Below are 17,439 nucleotides of genomic sequence, written 5' to 3' on the forward strand. Positions count from 1 at the left end.
CTGGGCTATCGACAACAAATGCGTACCCCTGAGCGTACGGGTTCCGCTGGCTCTGGTCTCACTCGTGGTGAATCTCCTCAATAACCGTCGCTCCCAGCTCCCGAACGATCAACTCGTAACCGCTGAGCGCGGTGTCGTCCAGGTCCGGGTCGTCCTCGTCCGGGATGTCGTCCTCGACGGCCACCCGGGGGCGGGGCGGCGGCGACGCGTCGGCCGTGGGCGCCGACGCCCCGGCCGCCGCTGCTGCCGCCGCCGCTGCGGCGCGGCCGGAGGCGGGTGCCGGCGCGGCCGGGCGCTGGGCGGACGCGCCGGCGGGCCGCTGCGCGGACCCCGCCGCCTGCGATGGGGAGGACTGGGAGGGCTGCGAGGGCTGGGAGGACTGCGGGGGGTAGGGCGACGGGGATGGTTGGGCCGACGAGGAGGACTGGGCCGACGAGGAGGACTGGGCGGACGGGGACGACTGCGGATACGGGCCGGGCTGGGGCGGCGCGGGTGCGGCCGGCGGGGCCAGCGGCCCGGGGCCGCCGGGGCGGAGGCCGCCGCCACCTCCGCCGCCGCCCTGGTCGATCACGGCCTCGATGCGCCAGGAGACGCCCATCCGGTCGCTGAGCGCCTGGCGGAGCACGTCCTCGCTGCCGCTGTTGACGAAGTTGTCCCGGGCGCCGGCGGAGGCGAAGCCGAGGCGGAGCGTGTTGCTGCCGCTGTCGAAGCCGACGACCTGGGCGTTCTGGCTCAGCAGAATCCAGCTGTAGCGGCGGCGCTTCTTGACCGCCTCCAGGATCTCCGGCCAGAGCTGCCGCACCTGGGCCGGGTCGCCGCCGGCGCCGGCGGGGGCGGGGGCCTGCGGCGCGGGCGTGGGGGCCTGGGCCGCAGGCCCGGGCTCGGCGGGGGCGGCGGCTCCAGCGCCGGGCCAGGCGCCGGGGCGGGGGGCGGCCGCGCCGGCGTTGCCGGCCGGGCCGGTGGGCCACGCGCCGGGCGCCGGGCCGGCGGCCGGCGGGGGCGGCGCGGGTGCGGCCGGCGCGGGCTGGGCGGCCGGCGGGGCCTCGGCGGCGGGCGTCGAGGGTGTCGTCGACGGTGCCGTCGGTGTCGGCGGCTGGGGCTCCGCCGGCGCCGGCGGAGCCGCGGGCTGGGACGCCTGCGGGGCGGCGGCCTGCGCCGCCGGGCTGGTGCCGCCCTGTGCCGCCAGGCTCGTGCCGCCCGGCGCGGCCGGCCCCGGGGCCGGCGTGCCGGCACTCGCCGCAGGGGCGCCGCCCAACGAGACGCCCCGCTCCAGCCGCTCCAACCGGCTCTGGAGGGACCGTTCGTCGCCGTGGGCCGCCGGCAGCAGCACGCGGGCACAGATCAGTTCGAGCTGCAACCGGGGCGAGGTCGCGCCGCGCATCTCCGTCAGCCCGGTGTTGACCAGGTCGGCGGCCCGGCTCAGCTCGGCCGGGCCCAGCCGCGTCGCCTGGTCCCGCATCCGGTCCAGCACGTCGGCGGGGGCGTCGATCAGGCCCTTGTCCGCCGCGTCGGGGACGGCGGCCAGGATCAGCAGGTCGCGCAGCCGTTCCAACAGGTCCATCACGAAGCGGCGGGGGTCGTGGCCGCCCTCGATCACCCGGTCCACCACGCCGAAGGCCGCCGCGCCGTCGCCGGTGGCGAAGGCGTCGACCACGCTGTCCAGCAGGGCGCCGTCCGTGTAGCCCAGGAGCGCGGTGGCCATCTCGTAGGTGACGCCGTCCTCGGCGGCGCCCGCGAGCAACTGGTCCATCACCGACATCGAGTCCCGCACCGAACCGGCGCCGGCCCTGACCACCAGCGGCAACACCGCGTCCGCGACCGGGATCGACTCGCTGGCGCAGACGCCGGCCAGGTACTCCCGCAGCGTGCCGGGGGGCACCAGCCGGAACGGGTAGTGGTGGGTGCGCGACCTGATGGTGCCGATGACCTTCTCCGGCTCGGTGGTCGCGAAGATGAACTTGAGGTGCTCGGGGGGCTCCTCCACCACCTTCAGCAGGGCGTTGAACCCCGCCGAGGTCACCATGTGCGCCTCGTCGATGATGTAGATCTTGTACCGGCTCGACGCCGGGCCGAAGAACGCCTTCTCGCGCAGGTCCCTCGCGTCGTCGACGCCGCCGTGCGAGGCGGCGTCGATCTCGATCACGTCGATCGAACCGGGGCCGTTCCGCGCCAGGTCACGGCAGGACTGGCACTCCCCGCAGGGGGTGGGCGTGGGGCCCTGCTCGCAGTTGAGGCAGCGGGCGAGAATCCGCGCGCTCGTGGTCTTGCCACAGCCTCGCGGGCCACTGAACAGATACGCGTGGTTGACCCGGTTGTTCCGCAGGGCCTGCTGCAACGGGTCGGTGACATGCTCCTGCCCGATGACCTCGGCGAAGGTCTCGGGTCGGTAGCGGCGGTACAGCGCGAGGGAGGACACGACACCGACGATATCGGCCCCCACTGACAACGCGAGGGCCCCTCACGCACCCACCAGAGCTCACCTACCCTTGCTGCCTTCCGGCCCTGGGGGAGTTCAGCGAGATAGCGCCGCGTGAGGGGCTGGTGCCAACCCTACCGGATGCCACCCCGCCCCCTCACACCCCCGGGCCACGGGAAGCGGGTTCGCGACCACTCTCCCGGGTCTTGTATCGTGTCCGGCGGAGGATTCGCCTAGAGGCCTAGGGCGCACGCTTGGAAAGCGTGTTGGGTTCACACCCTCACGAGTTCGAATCTCGTATCCTCCGCCCAGCCTTCACCGGGCTGAACGAGGCTTTGGACCGTTACCGGTCCAAAGCCTCGTTGGCGTTTGGTCACGGTTGTGGTGATCATGCGTACCGGCCCGGGGCGGACGGCTAGTGTCGTGCCTCCACATGACGGGAGGGGGTGCCACTGTGAGTCCGCAGGAACGGGTGTGCGGTCGGCCAACTCGTTCGGGCAAGCCGTGTCGGGTTCGCATATTCGGCTCGGACGTGGCCTGCGGCACGCATGCGACGGACGAGGACCGTGCGGTCGCGGCGGCGCATCAGCGGGGCTGGCGTGAGGGGTACGAGCAGGGCAGGGAGTCAGGGGCCAGCTCGGCGAAGCTCAGGATCGAGTGGTTGGAGAGGCGAGTTGACGAGCTCGAGCAGCGGCTCGACGATGCGACGCGAATCCACGAGATCGACGGCGACCAAGTAGTGGATGTGGGCGGATACGCGTACCGGTGGCGCGGAGTCGAGCCTCTGCAGGTCGGTGACCGCGTCCTGTTGCCCGAGAACTACGTCAGCCGCATGAAGCACGGCCCTGGGCCTTTCCAGGGGGTAGTGACCAATCTCGGTACTACCTACCGCGGCCATCTCGCCACGATCATCAGGAAGGTGATGGCGGACTCATGACGGTGGCGTCCGACCGATCAGTGGCGTGACACCACCGCCTCCAGGCGGTGGGTTCCGAGACCGAGGGCGCCGGGGCGGCTCGGCCGCTCAGGTACGGGCGGTGGTGACCGTGGGGACCAAGCTTCGCAATTTGGCCTGCGTCTCCGGGTCGGTTGAGTAGAGCACCGTGCCGGCCAGCCCTCGCGTGAGCAGGACCTTGTAGGTGTTCCGGATGAGACGGTCGAAGTACGCCGGCGATGCCTTGGCCACGATGCCGTCGGCGCTGGCTGCGGGCACCGCACGCCAGCCGTCGCCGCGCCACACCAGGTCAGGACCGAAGATGGTGCCGTTCCACGGGTACTCGAAGCCCTGAGCCGTGTAAATGCAGCCGATCTGACCGAACCCGGCCTGCTCGGTCGCCCAGAGCGAGGACGCCGGCGCATGGTCGGTGGCGTGCTCGCTCTTCAGGTTCCACGGTCTGCGCCACTCTCCGATGACCACGTCGTCGACAAGGCTGCCATCGGCGCGCGGGGCACTCCAGGGCCAACAGAATCCGGCGGTCATGCGGGCCGTGTGACCTGCCTCGTGCTGTCGGCGGAGATAATCCTCCATCTCCTGCGGAGAGGTCGCGACGAGCAGTTCGAAGTTCGCCTCTTGCTGCCAGGGCACGGGGCCACCCTGAACGAGCCCGAGCAGCCGGAGGACCCAGTCCTCGTACGCCCGGCTCCCGCCGCACCGGAACTGCTCGTTCAGGTTGACCTCGCGTACGAGGCAACCTTTGCTTTGGGCGGTCTCGGCGATCGACTGGACGCTGCCCATCTCCCCGGGACGTACCACCTGGTGCTCGTCGAGCAGGAACACGGGCACGCGAGCGGCATCGATGAGTTCCTCTAACTGTGTGCGACGGCTCCCCGAGGGGGCCATGCCGCTTTGGAGGTGCTGTGGTTGACGAAGGCGATGGGCTTCGTCGCAGATGAGAACGTCCAGGCCGTTGCGTTCAGCGGCCGAAAAGTTGATGAAGTACTGGAAGAGTTTCGGCAGTCGGTTGTTCCTCCTACGGATGACGTGGCGGAGTGTTGTCGTGAACGACTTCGATCCGGTGGCATGGACGACAGCGCGTCCGTGTCGGCCCATGTGGCCCATGAGGTGAAGAGCTATGACACTCTTCCCCGAACCAGGTCCGCCGGAGATCACGATGACCTCCTTCTGGTCCGAGCGGCGTGACCTTGCCACAGCCCGCTTGACCAGGGAGACCGCGACCTGTTGCTCGTCCATCAGCACGAACTGGTCACCGTTGATGATCTCGTCAGCCGCTACCCGCATGAGTTGGCGACCCGGGCCCGTGGGGCTCTCCAGAAGGTCGTCCGCCTCGGATGACCCGTCAAGGGGGGAGAGTCGGGTCTGCAAGTATCGGACGAACGCCCCGCAGGTCGTTTTCGTGAAGAGTGGTGCCCTGCCGTCTGTCAGGCGCAGCAACTCTTCGACGTTCTGGTCGTCGGCGTTATGGAGGTAGGCAGCCCCCGCGACCACGTCCTCCTCATCGTTGAGCAGGTTCGTGAAGTCTCGTAGATAGTCGCAATAGCGCCGCACTTGCACGACCGGGTGCAGCAACGCCTCATCTGGCCGCCGCACCCGGCACAGTTCCTCCGTCCCCGGTACGAGGCTCGCCTTGTCCCACTGCTTGAGTTCGACCACGACATAGGACGGCCTACCGGTCGTCGGGTGCGAGCCGGCAAGGATGACATCGGCACGGAGGCTGGTGAACGGAAGCCGGTGTTCGACAAGTACGTGGACGTCCTGGAGGTCGGCTTGGTACAGCACATCCGCAAGAGCGGGCAAGCTCCGCGCCCATGAGCGGCGCTCAGCCAATGGGGGGTAAGCAAGCTGGGTCTGCCGATAGCTCTTGGCGAGCACGTCCACGAGGTCCCCTGCCCTGTAGATGTCGGACAGGGCGCGTGCTGAGAGGCGGAGAAGGGGCATAGCGGTCTCCGGCGGATGAAGGTCGGATGAATGGTGGCGGACCGGGACTCAGCGGTCCGAGAGGATGAACGTTTCGTCAGGTCGGTGGCAGCCGATACTCAAAGCTCCTGGGCCTGAGATCCTCATCGGCGGGCTCCCAGCCCTTGAGGTGCGTCACCCTGCCGCCGCTGGCCACATAGGGCTCGGATCGCACGTCGACCTTGATGTCGCTCAACACGTAGAGATCGACGGTGTTGTGCGGCTTCCTCGCGTGTTCCACCTCGTTGACTGTCAACTCGACACTGGTGGCTGCGCCCGTCGTGCCCTTCACCTCGACGCACCGCACCTCTCCGTTCCGAGTGCAGTGAAGGTCATAGGGCTTGCCGAGCCGCTCAACTGTCCATCCCTCGCGCTGGTAGTGCTCGACCGCCATGTCCTCGGCCCGCAACTCGATCGCCCTGCGCTTTTTGGGGTCGGATATGAAGCCAGCCCCACGGCGTCGACGTCGGGGTGCCTTGGGAGCGGCAACCTGGTCGGCCAGGATGCCGGGGGTGCTCCCGAGCGGGACTACTCCTCCGTCGGCCCAGCGGATACTGATGCTCGCTGCGTCGAACAGCGGCTGCGGGTCTAGTTCGACGAGTTTGCCGATCCCCTGCTCGATTCCGGAGAGCCTCAGAGCGTCACTGCCGGCCAGGCTCAGGGGGCCGGTGGCATCGAGCGGAATGTCGTGGAGCTCGGCCAGTGGCTCTATGCCAAACCGCACCGGGTACTTGATGGCGTTCTCCGCTTCCTCGTTCGGCCAGTGGCGAGACTCCGCATTGTGAAAGGCGGCGACGACCTCGAAGAAGTAGAGCGTGATTCGCTTCGTCGCCCACTCATCGAACGGCACGCGCGGTGCGACTCCGGTGCCGAGTACGGCGAAACGCGGTCGTGCCGAGTGGAACTCGGGTTTCCATCGAGGGAAGCCCCAGGAGCGGGTCTCGATGCCGTGCCGCAAGTTGCGTTGCGCCTCGGTGCTCCGGCCAACATGGACCATGACAAAGGAGGTTCTGTTCACACAGCTGATCATACTGTCATCCTTATGGACCCCTGGTGTATGTCGGAATATGCCGCTTAGTGCTGAGATGTTGCTCTTCTGTTGCCCTGAACGAGGTTGCCCCGGTCACCGAGCTCGCCCCCGCTCCGTTCCGCCTGACAGGCTTGTGGGCGGGGCTGGCCGGGGGATCGTGGTGTGGTGACCGACTCGGGGGGGAAGTGCGATGGAGTTTCTGGTGCTGGGGCCGTTGGAGGTTCGGGGGAGCGGCGGGCCGTCGGGGGTGGCGGGGCGGCTGCGACGGGCGTTGTTGGGGGTGCTGTTGGCGCGGGCCGATCAGGTCGTGCCGGCGGATGTGCTGGTGGACGCGCTGTGGGGGGAGCGCGCCGACGAGCGGGCCGGTCAGCGGCTGCACCTCCAGGTGCACCGGCTGCGCGGCCTCCTCGACGGGCCGGAGCGGCTGTCCCGGGTCGAGAACGGGTACCGACTGCGCGTCGGGGAGGGGGAGTTGGACGCGGCGCGGTTCGAGGCGCTGGTGGCGCGGGGGGTCGGGCTGGTGGACCGGGAGCCCGCGCGGGCGGTCGAGCCGCTGCGGGCCGCGCTCGCGCTGTGGCGCGGCGCGCCGTTCGCCGACGCGGACGTTCCCGAGTTGTGCGACTGGGCGGAGCGTCTCGCCGAGCGGCGGCTGGTCGGGTGGGAGACGCTGTACCGGGCCCGGTTGGCGTGCGGTGAGGGGGCCGAACTCGTCGACGGGCTAGCGGAGTTGGCGCGGGCGCACCCGTTGCGGGAGCGGCTGACCGAGCTGCTGGTGACCGCGCTGCACCGGGCGGGCCGGCGGGACGAGGCGTTGGCCGCGTACCGCAGGGCGCGCCGGTGCCTCGCCGAGGAGCTGGGGCTGGAACCGGGCGCGGAGCTGAGGGAGTTGGCCGCACGCGTGCGGTCGGGCGCGGCGGCGCCCGAGGCGGCCGGGGTGGCCGGGGTGGGCGCGGCCAAGCCCGTGCCGGGTCAACTGCCGGGCGACATACGGGGCTTCGTCGGCCGCGAGGCCGAACTGGCCGAGCTGGACGCGCGGATGACCGCGCCCGTCCCCGTGCTGATCACGGCGGTGGCCGGGACCGCCGGCGTCGGGAAGACGGCGCTGGCGGTGCGCTGGGCGCACCGGGCCAGGGAACGGTTCCCCGACGGCCAGCTCTATGTGGACCTGCGCGGCTACGGCCCCGACCAACCCCTCGCCCCCGAGGACGTGTTGGCCGGGTTCCTGCGCGCGCTGGGCATGGCCGGCACGGCGATCCCGCACGAGCTGGACGAACGGGCCGCGCGCTTCCGGACGTTGGTGGACGGCCGGCGGATGTTGCTGCTGCTGGACAACGCCGCCGACGTGGCGCAGGTGCGGCCGCTGCTGCCCGGCAGCTCGTCCTGCGTCACGTTGGTCACCAGCCGGGACACGTTGACCGGCCTGGTGGTCAGGGAGGGCGCGCGACGGGTGGCGCTCGACCGGCTCAGCGCCGTGGAGGCGCGCGAGCTGCTGCGGAGCCTGCTGGGCGAGGAGCGGCTGGCGGCCGAGCCGGCGGCGGCGGTGGACGCGCTGGTCGAGCGCTGCGCCCGGCTGCCGCTGGCCCTGCGCATCGCGGCCGAGCTGGTGCGGACGCACGCGGGTCACGGCGGGGTCGCCGCCCTGGCCGGCTCGCTGGCCGGGCGGCGCGGGGCGCTCGACCTGTTGGACGTCGACGACCCGCACACGGCGGTGCGGGCGGTGTTCTCCTGGTCCTACCAACGGCTGGCGCCCGACGAGGCGTTGGTGTTCCGGATGGTGGGCGCGCACCCGGGCGCCGCCGATGTGGCGGAGCACGCGGTGGCGGCGCTCGCGGGTCTCGAACGGCGCGCGGCGCGGCGCGCGTTGGACGCACTGGTGCGCGCCCATCTTGTCGAGCGCTCCCCGTCCGGCCGCTACGGCCTGCACGACCTGCTGCGCGCCTACGCCGCCGAGTTGACCGGCCCGCCGGGCGAACGGGCGGCCGCGTTGGGCCGGTTGTCCGACTACTACCTGTCCACCGCGTCGGCGGCGATGGACGTCCTGGTGCCGCAGGAGACGTTCCGCCGCCCGCCGGCGCCGGACTGGCCCGGCGAGGCGCCCCGGTTCGACGCGCCGGACGCCGCCCGCGACTGGCTCGACGCCGAGCGCGCCAACCTGCTGGAGCTGGCCAGCACCAGCGAACCGCGCCGCACGGTCGACCTGGCCGAGACGCTCTGGCGCTACCTCTTCCTCGGCGGCTTCCCGGACGAGGCGCTCCACCTCTACAACCGCGAGTTGACGGCGGCCCGCGCGCTCGCCGACCCGCTCGCCGAGGCGCGCGCCCGGAACAACCTCGGCAAAACAATGGACCAACTCGGCCTGGACGGCGAGGCGGCGCTCGACCATCTGCGCGCGGCGCTCGCCGCCTACGAGCGTGCCGGGCTGCCCGAGTGGCAGTCGGCGGTGCGCAACAACCTCGGCGTCGCGCACGGGCGGCGTGGCGAACTCCGGGCGGCTGTCGCTGAGTTCGAGGAGTCCCTTGCGCTGGTCAGCCCCGACGGGCCATGGCCGCTGCGTCGGGCGCCGATGGTCAACGTCTCCCGCTGCTTGAAGGAACTGGGGCGCCACGACGAGGCGTTGGGCATCCTGGCGCGGGTGCTGGAACTCTGCCGCGCGCACGAGGATCTGATCCACATCCCCAACGCGCTCACCGGGCTCGCCGACCTCTCGCTGTTGACGGGCCGGGACGCGGAGGCGCGGGCGCACGCCGGGGACGGGCTGGCGCTGGCGCGCGAACACGGCTTCCGGGCCGTCGAGGTCGACTGCCTGCGGGTGTTGGGCGTCGTCGCCCGCAACGCCGACGAGCCGGCGGAGGCCGTGCGCCGGCACGAGGAGGCGCTGGCGGTGGCGCGTTCGATCGGGTCCCGGCACACGTTGCTGGAGGCGCTGGGCGAGCTGGCCGCGAGCCAGGCGGCCGCCGGCGACGCGGCGCGGGCGCTGGTCACGCACCGGGAGGCCCTCGACGTGGCGACCGAGGCCGGGCACCGGGCGGGCGTGGCGGCGGCCCACGCCGCCCTCGCGGCGCTGCACGCGCGGGAGCTGGAGGGACGGTTGGCGGCGCGGTGAGGGGCGCGAGTGGGGGCGCTCACGCGGGCGCGGGCGCGCCTCCGGGGGCGCTTTCCCCGGGGCGGGGAACGGATGGGCAGTGAGGCGACGGGTGTCTGAAAGTCACGCCCCGCGTGCGATGCGTCCTTGTGTGCGCCCCCGTGTCCGTTCCTACCGTGCTGAGTCATGGGAGCATCCACGGACGAGGTTCTCCAACGGCTGAGGCATTCGGTAACGGTTCATGTCGACTCGACCCCGGCGCTCGTGGCTGGTGTGAAGAAGGCCGCCGCCGCGATCGACCGGAAACGCGCACAACGGGACGACGGGTACGAGAGCTTCCGCAAGACGGGTCTGATCCCCACGGGAAGCCTTGGGCGACACGGCGGCGAGCTTAGGACCAGCCCCTGGGAACTGCTCGGGATGCTGGCCAGGGCCAGCACTCTGGCCCGGCAGGGGCGGGGCAGAGGTCTGGCAGAGCACTGGCAGGCCCTCAAGTACTGCCAGGCGCTGGCGGGCGACGGACTCGACGGACGGTTGGTGCTCACCGAGGAGGGGCAGAGCCCGGAGCGCTGGTACCGGTCCATGCAGGCCAGGGAGCTGGGGCGCGCACTCGGTCTGGCCGTGGCGGAACGCGCCGTGCGAGACAACTATCCCGAGCATCTCCTCTCGACGGTCGATGCGGAGGTGGTGCTCCTGGCGGGATTCGCACGCTCCGGCCAGCGGCCCACGTTGGGAATGCGCCCCCGCCCGGACTTCCTCATCGAGGCATGGCGGCCCGGCGAGCCCTCGATCGTCTTCGTCGTCACGGTGAACGGAAACCATCAGGTCGTCGCGAAGGAGCGCATGAACAGGTCGGACCGCACCACCCTCCAACAGTTGGCCAGGGGCAGCGAAAGAGCCGAGCACTTTCACCTGGGAAAGTGGAACAACACACCGTGCCTGTTGGTCTCCACGGAACTGCTGGCTCGGAGGGGAATCACCGCGCACGCCCTCATGGCGCCGGGGGCCGGTCGTCTTCCGGTCCGGCCGCCTGAGGGGCGTGGCAGTGCGGACGTCGACCCCGACCGCACGGGCCTTCTCCCCGACAGGAATCTTCCCTTCGCCAACGCGGTGCCGCTTCCGTCGAAGGAGGGGAGCGGAGCGCGCTCGCACGACGGATTCTTCGTTCCGGAGGCAGATCTGGCGTGGTTCGGGCGGGTGCTGGCGCGTTCGGGTGCCGCCAGCCAACTGGCCTTCGCCGGGGCGGGCGTGGAGATAGCGCCCTACCTCACGGAGAAGCAGGGGTTCAAGCACTATCGGGAGCGGACGTTCGCGGGGGCGTCCAGTGTTCGTGACGCCGAGCATCAGCTGGGGCAGCACCGCTACGTCGGCACCGACCAGGTCTTCCGCCTCGGCGGGCGCCGCGTGGAGGCGTTCTCCGGGATGGCGAAGGAACTCTACGCACCGCTGGCCCGGGGCGAGGTGGAGGAGTACCGGCGCCGTGCCTATGAACTGCGTGACTCATGGCCTCGCACGACGACGGTCGAGGGCTGGGGACCGGCCTCGTTCGGAACGGACGGCACCGTGATGGCACTGCGTCTCCTGCCCGGAGCGGCGGAACGCCCCTCGTCCCGCTGACCCGCTGCCTGACAGCGGGGCGGCCGCTCGGCCGTGCTGACCCGGCGGCCGGTTCCGCTGTCATCGCAGGCGTGATCCCCGGTCGGAGAGGCAGGCACTGCCCCGCAATGACGAAGGGATAAGTTGGGGCAAACCCCCAGGCGGTGTCAGGTCGACCGGGGAACGGGGATGAGCCGGGAGGCGTGCGCGGGATGTCGGTGAGTGATCGGGAGGTCGCCGAGGGGTTGCGGCGGCGGATTCGGGACGGCGAGTGGGCGGCGGGGGAGGCGCTGCCGGCGGCCGAGGAGTTGGGGCGGCGCTGGGGCGCGGGGGCGGCGGAGGTGCGGTCGGCGCTCGCGGCGTTGACGGCCGAGGGCTGGGTCGGACCTGACGCTGCCGGCGGCGTCGTGGTCCGCGCGCCGCGCCGGGCCGTGGTGCGTTCCAACGAGCGGCACCAGTGGGAGAAGGACCGCGCCCGGCAGCCACGGGAGGTGCGGGCCGGCACCGGGGTGACCGAGCGGGACACCGGGTTGACCATGGACGAGCTGGTCTTCACCGCGCGCTACCACGAGGCCGTCGCCGACGCGGAGTTGGCGGAGGCGTTCGGGGTGCCGGAGGGCACCGCGCTGGTGGAACGGGTCTATCGCACCCGGTACGGGCGGGAGTCGGCGCCGTTCAACCTCACCAGCTCGTTCCTGGTGCGGGGGTGGGTGGCCGCCAACCCCGCGCTGCTGGACGAGACCAGGGAGCCCTGGCCGGGCGGGACGCAGCACCAACTGGACACGGTGGGCATCGAGTTGGACCGGATCGTCGAGGAGGTCACCGGCGTCGGCCCGGCCTTCCGCGCCGAGGCGGACGAGTTGGGGCTGGCGCCCGGCGCACCCGTGATCCGCCTGTGCCAGCGCTCCCTCGCCACCGACGGCCGCACCGTCGAACTCTCCCGCATCACCCTCCCGGCGGACCGCACCCGCCTCCGCTTTGTGACCCGGCTGGACCGGTGGTGAACGGGGTCCTCACACCCCCAGGTGGGCGTAAGGGGCCCAGAGCCAGGGGCTGTTGGGGTAGCGGGTGCGGAGGGTCGCGGTGGTGTGGTGGAGGGCGAGGGCCGGTGGGGTGGGGTGGCGGAGGTGGGGGTAGAGGAGGCGGGCGAACTCGGTGGACTGGCGGGTGGTGACGGGCCAGAGGGTCGCGATCACCGCGCGGTAGCCGGCGAGTTGGCAGGCGGTGGCCAGGTGGTGGGCCTCGTCCTGGATGTCGAGGGAGCCCGACCCGGTGGCGCAGGCGGCGAGGACGGCAAGGTCGGCGTCGACCGGGTGGCGGGCGAGGTCGTCCGTGGTCAGGGCGCCGTCGGCCAGCAGCAGGCGGTTGGCCGCGCGGTGGATCGGGTCCACGGTGGCGTGGCAGGCGAAGTGCGCCCAGCCGTGCGCCGGGAGCGCGGCCAGGACGGCGGCGCGGGTGGCGGCCGGCCCGCTCAGCACCGTCGCCTCGGGCATCAGCTCGGTCAACGCGGCGACCTCGTCGTGGGCGTTGGCGGCGTCCACGATCAACGGGGCGCGTGGGGCGGCGTGTTGGGGCCTCCCGGGGTGGGCGAGGGCGGCGAGGGTGGCGGTGTAGGAGGAGACCACCAGGTCGGGGACGGCGCGCTCGCCGTGGCCCGCCGCGTGCAGCGGCAGCGCGCTGAGCACCCCGGTCGGGCACCACCACAGCCGGGGCGGCGGGTCGGTGCGCGGCGGGTCGAGGGCTTCGAGCACGGGCCCGGCGACGGCCTCCCAGAGCCACCCGAGGGTCTCCCGCACGGTCCGCCCGGCGGCGCCGCGCTCGTCGGGGGTGCGCGCCGGGGCGCTCACGCCGGCGGACGCGTCGAGGAACGCGACGGTGCGTTCCACCGCCTCCCGCGCGTCGAGCCGGGGCAGCGGGACCACGGTGAGTTCGTGGTCGCGCAACAGGAGGGCGTGGCCGCCGAGTTGGCTGAGGTTGATCACCGCGACCGGACCCGGCAGGTCGAGGGCGCTCGGGTCGGGGTCGGGTGGGGTGAGGAACGCGGCGTGGCCGGGGAGGGCACGGACGCGGGCCAGCAACGCGGCCTGGGCGGTGGCGGCGCCGGGCCGGTCGGGCCCTGGGGCCCCGGCGAGGGCGGTGAGTTCGGCGGCGAGCGCCGGGTGGTCGGCGCGGGGCCGGGCCAGGTCGCGGCGCGCGGCCAGCGCGCGGCCGGCCAGCACGCCCCGGCCGCGCTCCAACAGGCGGAGCGCACGGGCGGGTTGGTCGAGGCGGAGGGCGCAGCTGGCGCCCCGGGCGGCCAGCCAGGGGTGTTCCGCCAGCGCCTCCTCGGCGCCGGGGCGCGGGTCGGCGAGCCGGCCGGCGACCAGCGCGGGCAGCAGCGCGACGGCCGTCTCGTGGGCGACGGTCGCCGTCTCGAAGTCGCCGTCGGCGAGGGCGAGTTCGGCGGCCTGGCGGGCGGCGCCGAGCCGGTCGGCGAGCGGGAGACGCGGGGAGCGGGCCGCCGCGAGTGGCGCGGAGGCGAGCGGGGTCAACGGAGTCAACGGGGACAACGGGCTCAACGGGGGTGGCGCGGCTGAGGGGCGGGCGCCGGCGGCCAGGGCGGCGGCTCGGGCGGCGCGGGCCGTGGCGTGGTCCGGGGTTCCCGCGCCGGCGCGGGCAAGGGCCGCCTCGGCGGCCGCCAACGACTCGGCGAGCAGGGCCGGTTCGCCGGTCGCCGCGTGGCGGCGCCGCAGGGCGAAGGAGAGGTTGACCAGCCGGTGCGGCGGGACGCCGCCCGACTCCTCCTCGGCGGTCGCCGCGCGGAGCAGTGCGAGGGCGCGCTCCGCGTCCCGGGCGCCGGCCGGGTTCCCGGGGGACTCGGCCCTGGCCAGCAGGGCCAAGGCCAGGTCGTTCCGCGCCTCGCCCCGTTCGGCGCCCGGGGCCGAATGGGCGGCCACCGCCGCCTCGCCCAGGCGCACCGCCTCGTCGAGCAATCGCCGGTGTTCGGTGTCTGGTTGGCCGAGGCCGGCCGCCTCGGCGGCGCGGGCCTCCGGCGCCAGCCGCTCCGCCTGGAGGCGGCGGGCGTGGGCGGCCAGCGACAGCGCGGCCCGGGCGACCGGCGTGTCCGGCGGCCCCTCGGCCAGCCGGGTCAGCAGCCCCGCCCCCTCCGCCAGCGCCGCCGGGTCACGCACCGCCTCGTCCCGCCACACCAGGGCGCGTCCCAGCAGCAGTTGGGCCGCCTCGCGCTCGCCCGTCCCCGATCCCGGCCCCGGTCGGCGGCGTTCGGCTCGCTCGCGCGCCAACGCCGCGATCTCGGCCAGGAGTTGGGGATCGGCGTCGGCCCGGTAGAGGGCGGCCAACTCCGCGAGCCAGGCACCGTCGGCCCCCTCGCGCGGCCGGTCCAGGGCCAGCGCCAGCGCGGCGGCCAGCGAGTCCCGGCCGCCGCGCCGCTCGTGGTGCCGGCGCAGCGCGCCCAGCAGCGCGGCGCGGACGCCCGGGGCGTCGAGACGACGGTCGGGATCGGCCGCCGCGACCCGGGCAAGGGGCCCGGCGGGCCGTTCTCCGGTGTGACCGGTCCGCGCCGCATCACCCCGTTGGGCCAGCTCGACGAGGAGCGCGCGGGCGAGCGCGGCGTCGATCGCGTCCCGCACCTCCGGCGCGGGCGGGCGCTCCGTCCCCAGGCTGTGGACAACCAACGCGGCGCCCCGGACGAACGCCGCGCCGTCGCACTCCCGTTGGTGGAACTCCAGCAGCTGGAGCCCCAGCGAGTAGGGGAGTTGGGCGGGCGGTGGCTCGTCGAGGAGGCGGTCGGCCGTTTGGAGCGCCGAGCGCAACGCCGGCCGCCAGCGCTTAATCTGATGGACCGTCAGTGCGACGTGAGCGCGGCCGACTTCCGGAACGGGCCGCAGCGGATGGGACGTTGGCAGGGCGTTCAGGGCGGTGTCGAACACGGCGCGGGCGGCGAGGAGTTGTTCGGGGTCGCGGTCGTGCGGGAAGCGGTCGAGCAGCGCCAGGCCGCACGCCGCGTCGAGCGCCGCCGCTTCGGCCTCGGCCGCCGCGCCCAGCACGGCGGCGCGTTCCCCCGCCGCATGGCGCTCCAGCCGCGCCACCAGCGCCAACAGCGCGGCGCGCGCGCCCCGTTCACGCCCCCCGTTGCCCGTTCCCACGCCCCGTTCCGTTCCCCTCCCCGCACGTGACCCCGCCGCCGTGGCGGGCCGGTCGGGCGACGCTAGCCGGCGAGGCCGTGCACGCGGTACTGCATCACCCGGTAGTTCTGGTCGTCGTACCACTGGCTCACGGCCAGCCGCAGGTCGTCGAACGACGAGCCGGGGAAGACGAATCCGCCGTACGGATGGGCGACCAGGTTGTCCCGTTCCTGCCCGGGCGCGGTCGGCAGGATCACCGGCTGCTCCGGCGTGACGGTCAGGTCGGAGGTGGGCAGCGCGAAGACCTGGGCGCGGATGTCGAGCGGCTCCATGTTGAGCCAGGTCAGCACGTAACGGCCGCCCATCGCCCGGAAGCAGATCTCGCCCCTGCGCCGAATCCCGTTGACCGTGGTGGGTGGGTTGCCCCACGCCCAGCCGCCGCCCGCGTACCCCCAGGGCTCATAGGCCGCCGGGTCGCCGACGGCCTCGTGGCGCACGCGGTGCAGCAGCAGCCCGGAGGCGATGTCCCGGTTGAAGACGGAGGAGAGGACATAGCAGTAGCCGTCGTCGGCGACCGCGTAGGTCTTCTGCTGGAACTGCCCGCCGTGCGCGTCGCCCGGCCACTGGCACAGGTACTCCCAGGTCTCGCCGTTGTCGGTGGAACGCCAGAAGTCCGAGTGGTGGGTCTGGAAGATGACCCCGCGCATCAGGTGCAGATAGAGGGTGTCGCCGATGGCGAAGACGTCGGAGGGGATCGCCGTCGTGCCGCCCTCGTGCCCCTCGGGCACCAGGCCAACGGCCTGGTCGCCGCCGACGCAGCCGTCGACGACCAGGGCGTCGAGGTCCGGGTTGGACGCGCGAAGCCCCACCGGAGAACGCCAGTTGGGGCCGCCGACGCCGCCGCCGTCGAAGGTGTCGCCGCACACCAGTAGCAGCGAGCCGTCCGGGCAGCGGACCGGGATGCCCAGGTCGGTCCAGGGAGCGGCGAACCGGCCGGTCTCGGCCGGGCCGGTCAGGTTGCCGACCTTGGCGCCGGTGATCGCCTGCGGTGTGGTGGGGGCGGGCGGGGCGGGCGCGGTTGACGAGGGCGCGTGGTTGGCCGCGCGCGCCGGGCCGGCGGCGAGCGGGGCGAGGCCGCCGGCGCCGAGCGCCAGGCCGAGGCCCGTCCCGAGGAGGGCGCGGCGGGCGGGGGGTGTCGGGTTCGCGGCGCGGGGCGCGCCGTTCGGGTTGGTCGCGTTGGTCGTCTGGCTCGCGTCGTCTGCGTTGGCCGTGGACAAGGGGCGCTCCTGTGGGGGCCGTTGGGGGCCGACCCCGGCCGGGGTGTGGCCGGGCGCCGGCGGTGACGGGTGCGGAGCACGAGGGTAGGCACGACGGGCACCGCCCGGCCAGGGGCCGAACGCGGCGAACCGGCCAGGGGCCGAACGCGGCGAAGGGGTGCGGGAGTTGGTCGGGAGGGCGCCGCCGGTGCCCGCGCCGCCCCGCCACGTCCGGTGGCCCCATGTCCGGTGGCCCCATGTCCGGTGGGGGATCACGCTCCGTTCGGTGGTGTCCAGGAGGGGGTGCGGCCGCTGAGGGCCACGGCGCGCTCGAGGGGGGTGGCCCCTGCGGGGACCGGTTGGGCCGGGCCGAACGGGCCGTTCTCGCGGGACTTCGGGTCGTCCGCGTCGGCGGCGAGCAGTTCGATCGAGACGCCGGCCGACTCCGGGTCGACGTCATAGGGCTGGCCGGTGGCGCGGGCGAGGTCCCAGCCGTGGATCAGCACCTCGTTGAGCGCGACGGCGCCGGCGACCTGGCCCGGCAGGTCGATCCCGCCGGCCCTGGTCTCGCCGCGCCAGGCGGCCGGGTCGCGCCATGCCTCGACCAACTCGGCCAGCTGCGAACGGAGTTGGCCGCGCCAGTCGCCGACCGGCGCGGGCATGAGGGCGTTGGGGTCGCCCGGGGAGACGTCGGTGGCCGGGCCCAACTCCTTGCGGGCGGCGTCGCGGAAGGCGAGGGTCAGCCCCAGCAGATGGGAGAGCAGGTCCCGCACGGCCATGTCGGGGCAGGGGGTCGGGGCGTCGAAGTGGTCCTCGGTGACCCCGTCGAGCAGCCCGGCCAGTCGCTCGGTCACCGGGCCCAGGTCGGGGAGCCCGCCGTCGGGGCTTCCGTTGCCGCTGGTGGTGGTTGTCTGATCGCTCATGGCGGGTGGACTCCCCCGGCGCGCGGAACTCATCGGCGCCGGCGCGCACACCTCAAAGCCCGCGCGCCGGCACGCACCCCCGCCGGCGCACACCTGAA

Annotated in this window: 10 protein-coding genes, 1 tRNA gene and 1 other RNA gene; 5 read left to right on the top strand and 7 right to left on the bottom strand. The window is 73.4% G+C overall.

Features of this window, described 5'->3' with window-relative positions:
* Nucleotides 1-58 precede the first annotated feature (58 nt).
* Both FH609_RS18695 and ffs read right to left on the bottom strand, forming a co-directional pair.
* On the bottom strand, nt 59-2,416 hold the full coding sequence (locus FH609_RS18695; protein WP_139669522.1) for a DNA polymerase III subunit gamma and tau: 2,358 nt from the start codon (nt 2,414-2,416) through the stop codon (nt 59-61).
* A 30-nt stretch (nt 2,417-2,446) separates the two neighbouring features.
* Nucleotides 2,447-2,543: signal recognition particle sRNA small type (ffs, locus tag FH609_RS18700), an RNA gene on the bottom strand.
* Between the two features lie 95 nt (nt 2,544-2,638).
* Here ffs and FH609_RS18705 point away from each other — a divergent pair.
* A tRNA-Ser gene (locus tag FH609_RS18705) sits at nt 2,639-2,723 on the top strand.
* A gap of 225 nt (nt 2,724-2,948) precedes the next feature.
* On the top strand, nt 2,949-3,353 hold the full coding sequence (locus tag FH609_RS18710) for a hypothetical protein (RefSeq protein ID WP_139669524.1): 405 nt from the start codon (nt 2,949-2,951) through the stop codon (nt 3,351-3,353).
* 87 nt (nt 3,354-3,440) lie between these two features.
* Here FH609_RS18710 and FH609_RS18715 read toward each other — a convergent pair whose 3' ends face one another.
* The gene (locus FH609_RS18715; protein WP_226961793.1) at nt 3,441-5,252 is read right to left on the bottom strand and encodes a DUF2075 domain-containing protein; all 1,812 of its coding nucleotides are present in this window, start codon (nt 5,250-5,252) and stop codon (nt 3,441-3,443) included.
* Nucleotides 5,253-5,388: 136 nt separating this feature from the next.
* Nucleotides 5,389-6,348 (bottom strand): protein NO VEIN domain-containing protein, encoded by a 960-nt coding sequence (locus tag FH609_RS18720; RefSeq protein ID WP_226961794.1) that lies wholly within the window; start codon nt 6,346-6,348, stop codon nt 5,389-5,391.
* 202 nt (nt 6,349-6,550) lie between these two features.
* Here FH609_RS18720 and FH609_RS18725 point away from each other — a divergent pair, with 202 nt between their 5' ends.
* The 3 genes from FH609_RS18725 to FH609_RS18735 all read left to right on the top strand — a co-directional run bounded on the left by FH609_RS18725 (nt 6,551) and on the right by FH609_RS18735 (nt 12,042).
* The gene (locus FH609_RS18725) at nt 6,551-9,463 is read left to right on the top strand and encodes an AfsR/SARP family transcriptional regulator (RefSeq protein ID WP_139669530.1); all 2,913 of its coding nucleotides are present in this window, start codon (nt 6,551-6,553) and stop codon (nt 9,461-9,463) included.
* Between the two features lie 165 nt (nt 9,464-9,628).
* A complete protein-coding gene (locus FH609_RS18730; RefSeq protein WP_226961795.1) occupies nt 9,629-11,059 on the top strand; it encodes a hypothetical protein in 1,431 nt (476 codons plus the stop codon).
* A gap of 191 nt (nt 11,060-11,250) precedes the next feature.
* Nucleotides 11,251-12,042: a GntR family transcriptional regulator gene (locus FH609_RS18735; protein WP_139669532.1), complete on the top strand. Its 792-nt coding sequence runs from the start codon at nt 11,251-11,253 to the stop codon at nt 12,040-12,042.
* Nucleotides 12,043-12,051: 9 nt separating this feature from the next.
* Here FH609_RS18735 and FH609_RS18740 read toward each other — a convergent pair whose 3' ends face one another.
* The 3 genes from FH609_RS18740 to FH609_RS18750 form a co-directional block, all read right to left on the bottom strand.
* A complete protein-coding gene (locus FH609_RS18740; RefSeq protein ID WP_139669534.1) occupies nt 12,052-15,183 on the bottom strand; it encodes a CHAT domain-containing protein in 3,132 nt (1,043 codons plus the stop codon).
* A gap of 62 nt (nt 15,184-15,245) precedes the next feature.
* Nucleotides 15,246-16,316 (bottom strand): DUF4185 domain-containing protein, encoded by a 1,071-nt coding sequence (locus FH609_RS18745; protein WP_226961819.1) that lies wholly within the window; start codon nt 16,314-16,316, stop codon nt 15,246-15,248.
* A gap of 374 nt (nt 16,317-16,690) precedes the next feature.
* Nucleotides 16,691-17,341 carry a TIGR03086 family metal-binding protein gene (locus tag FH609_RS18750; protein ID WP_139669539.1) on the bottom strand — a complete coding sequence of 217 codons (651 nt, stop codon included), beginning with the start codon at nt 17,339-17,341 and terminating at the stop codon, nt 16,691-16,693.
* Between the last annotated feature and the right edge of the window lie 98 nt (nt 17,342-17,439).

The organism is Streptomyces sp. 3MP-14, assembly GCF_006334905.2.
In the GTDB taxonomy this organism is placed as follows: domain Bacteria; phylum Actinomycetota; class Actinomycetes; order Streptomycetales; family Streptomycetaceae; genus Streptomyces; species Streptomyces triticirhizae.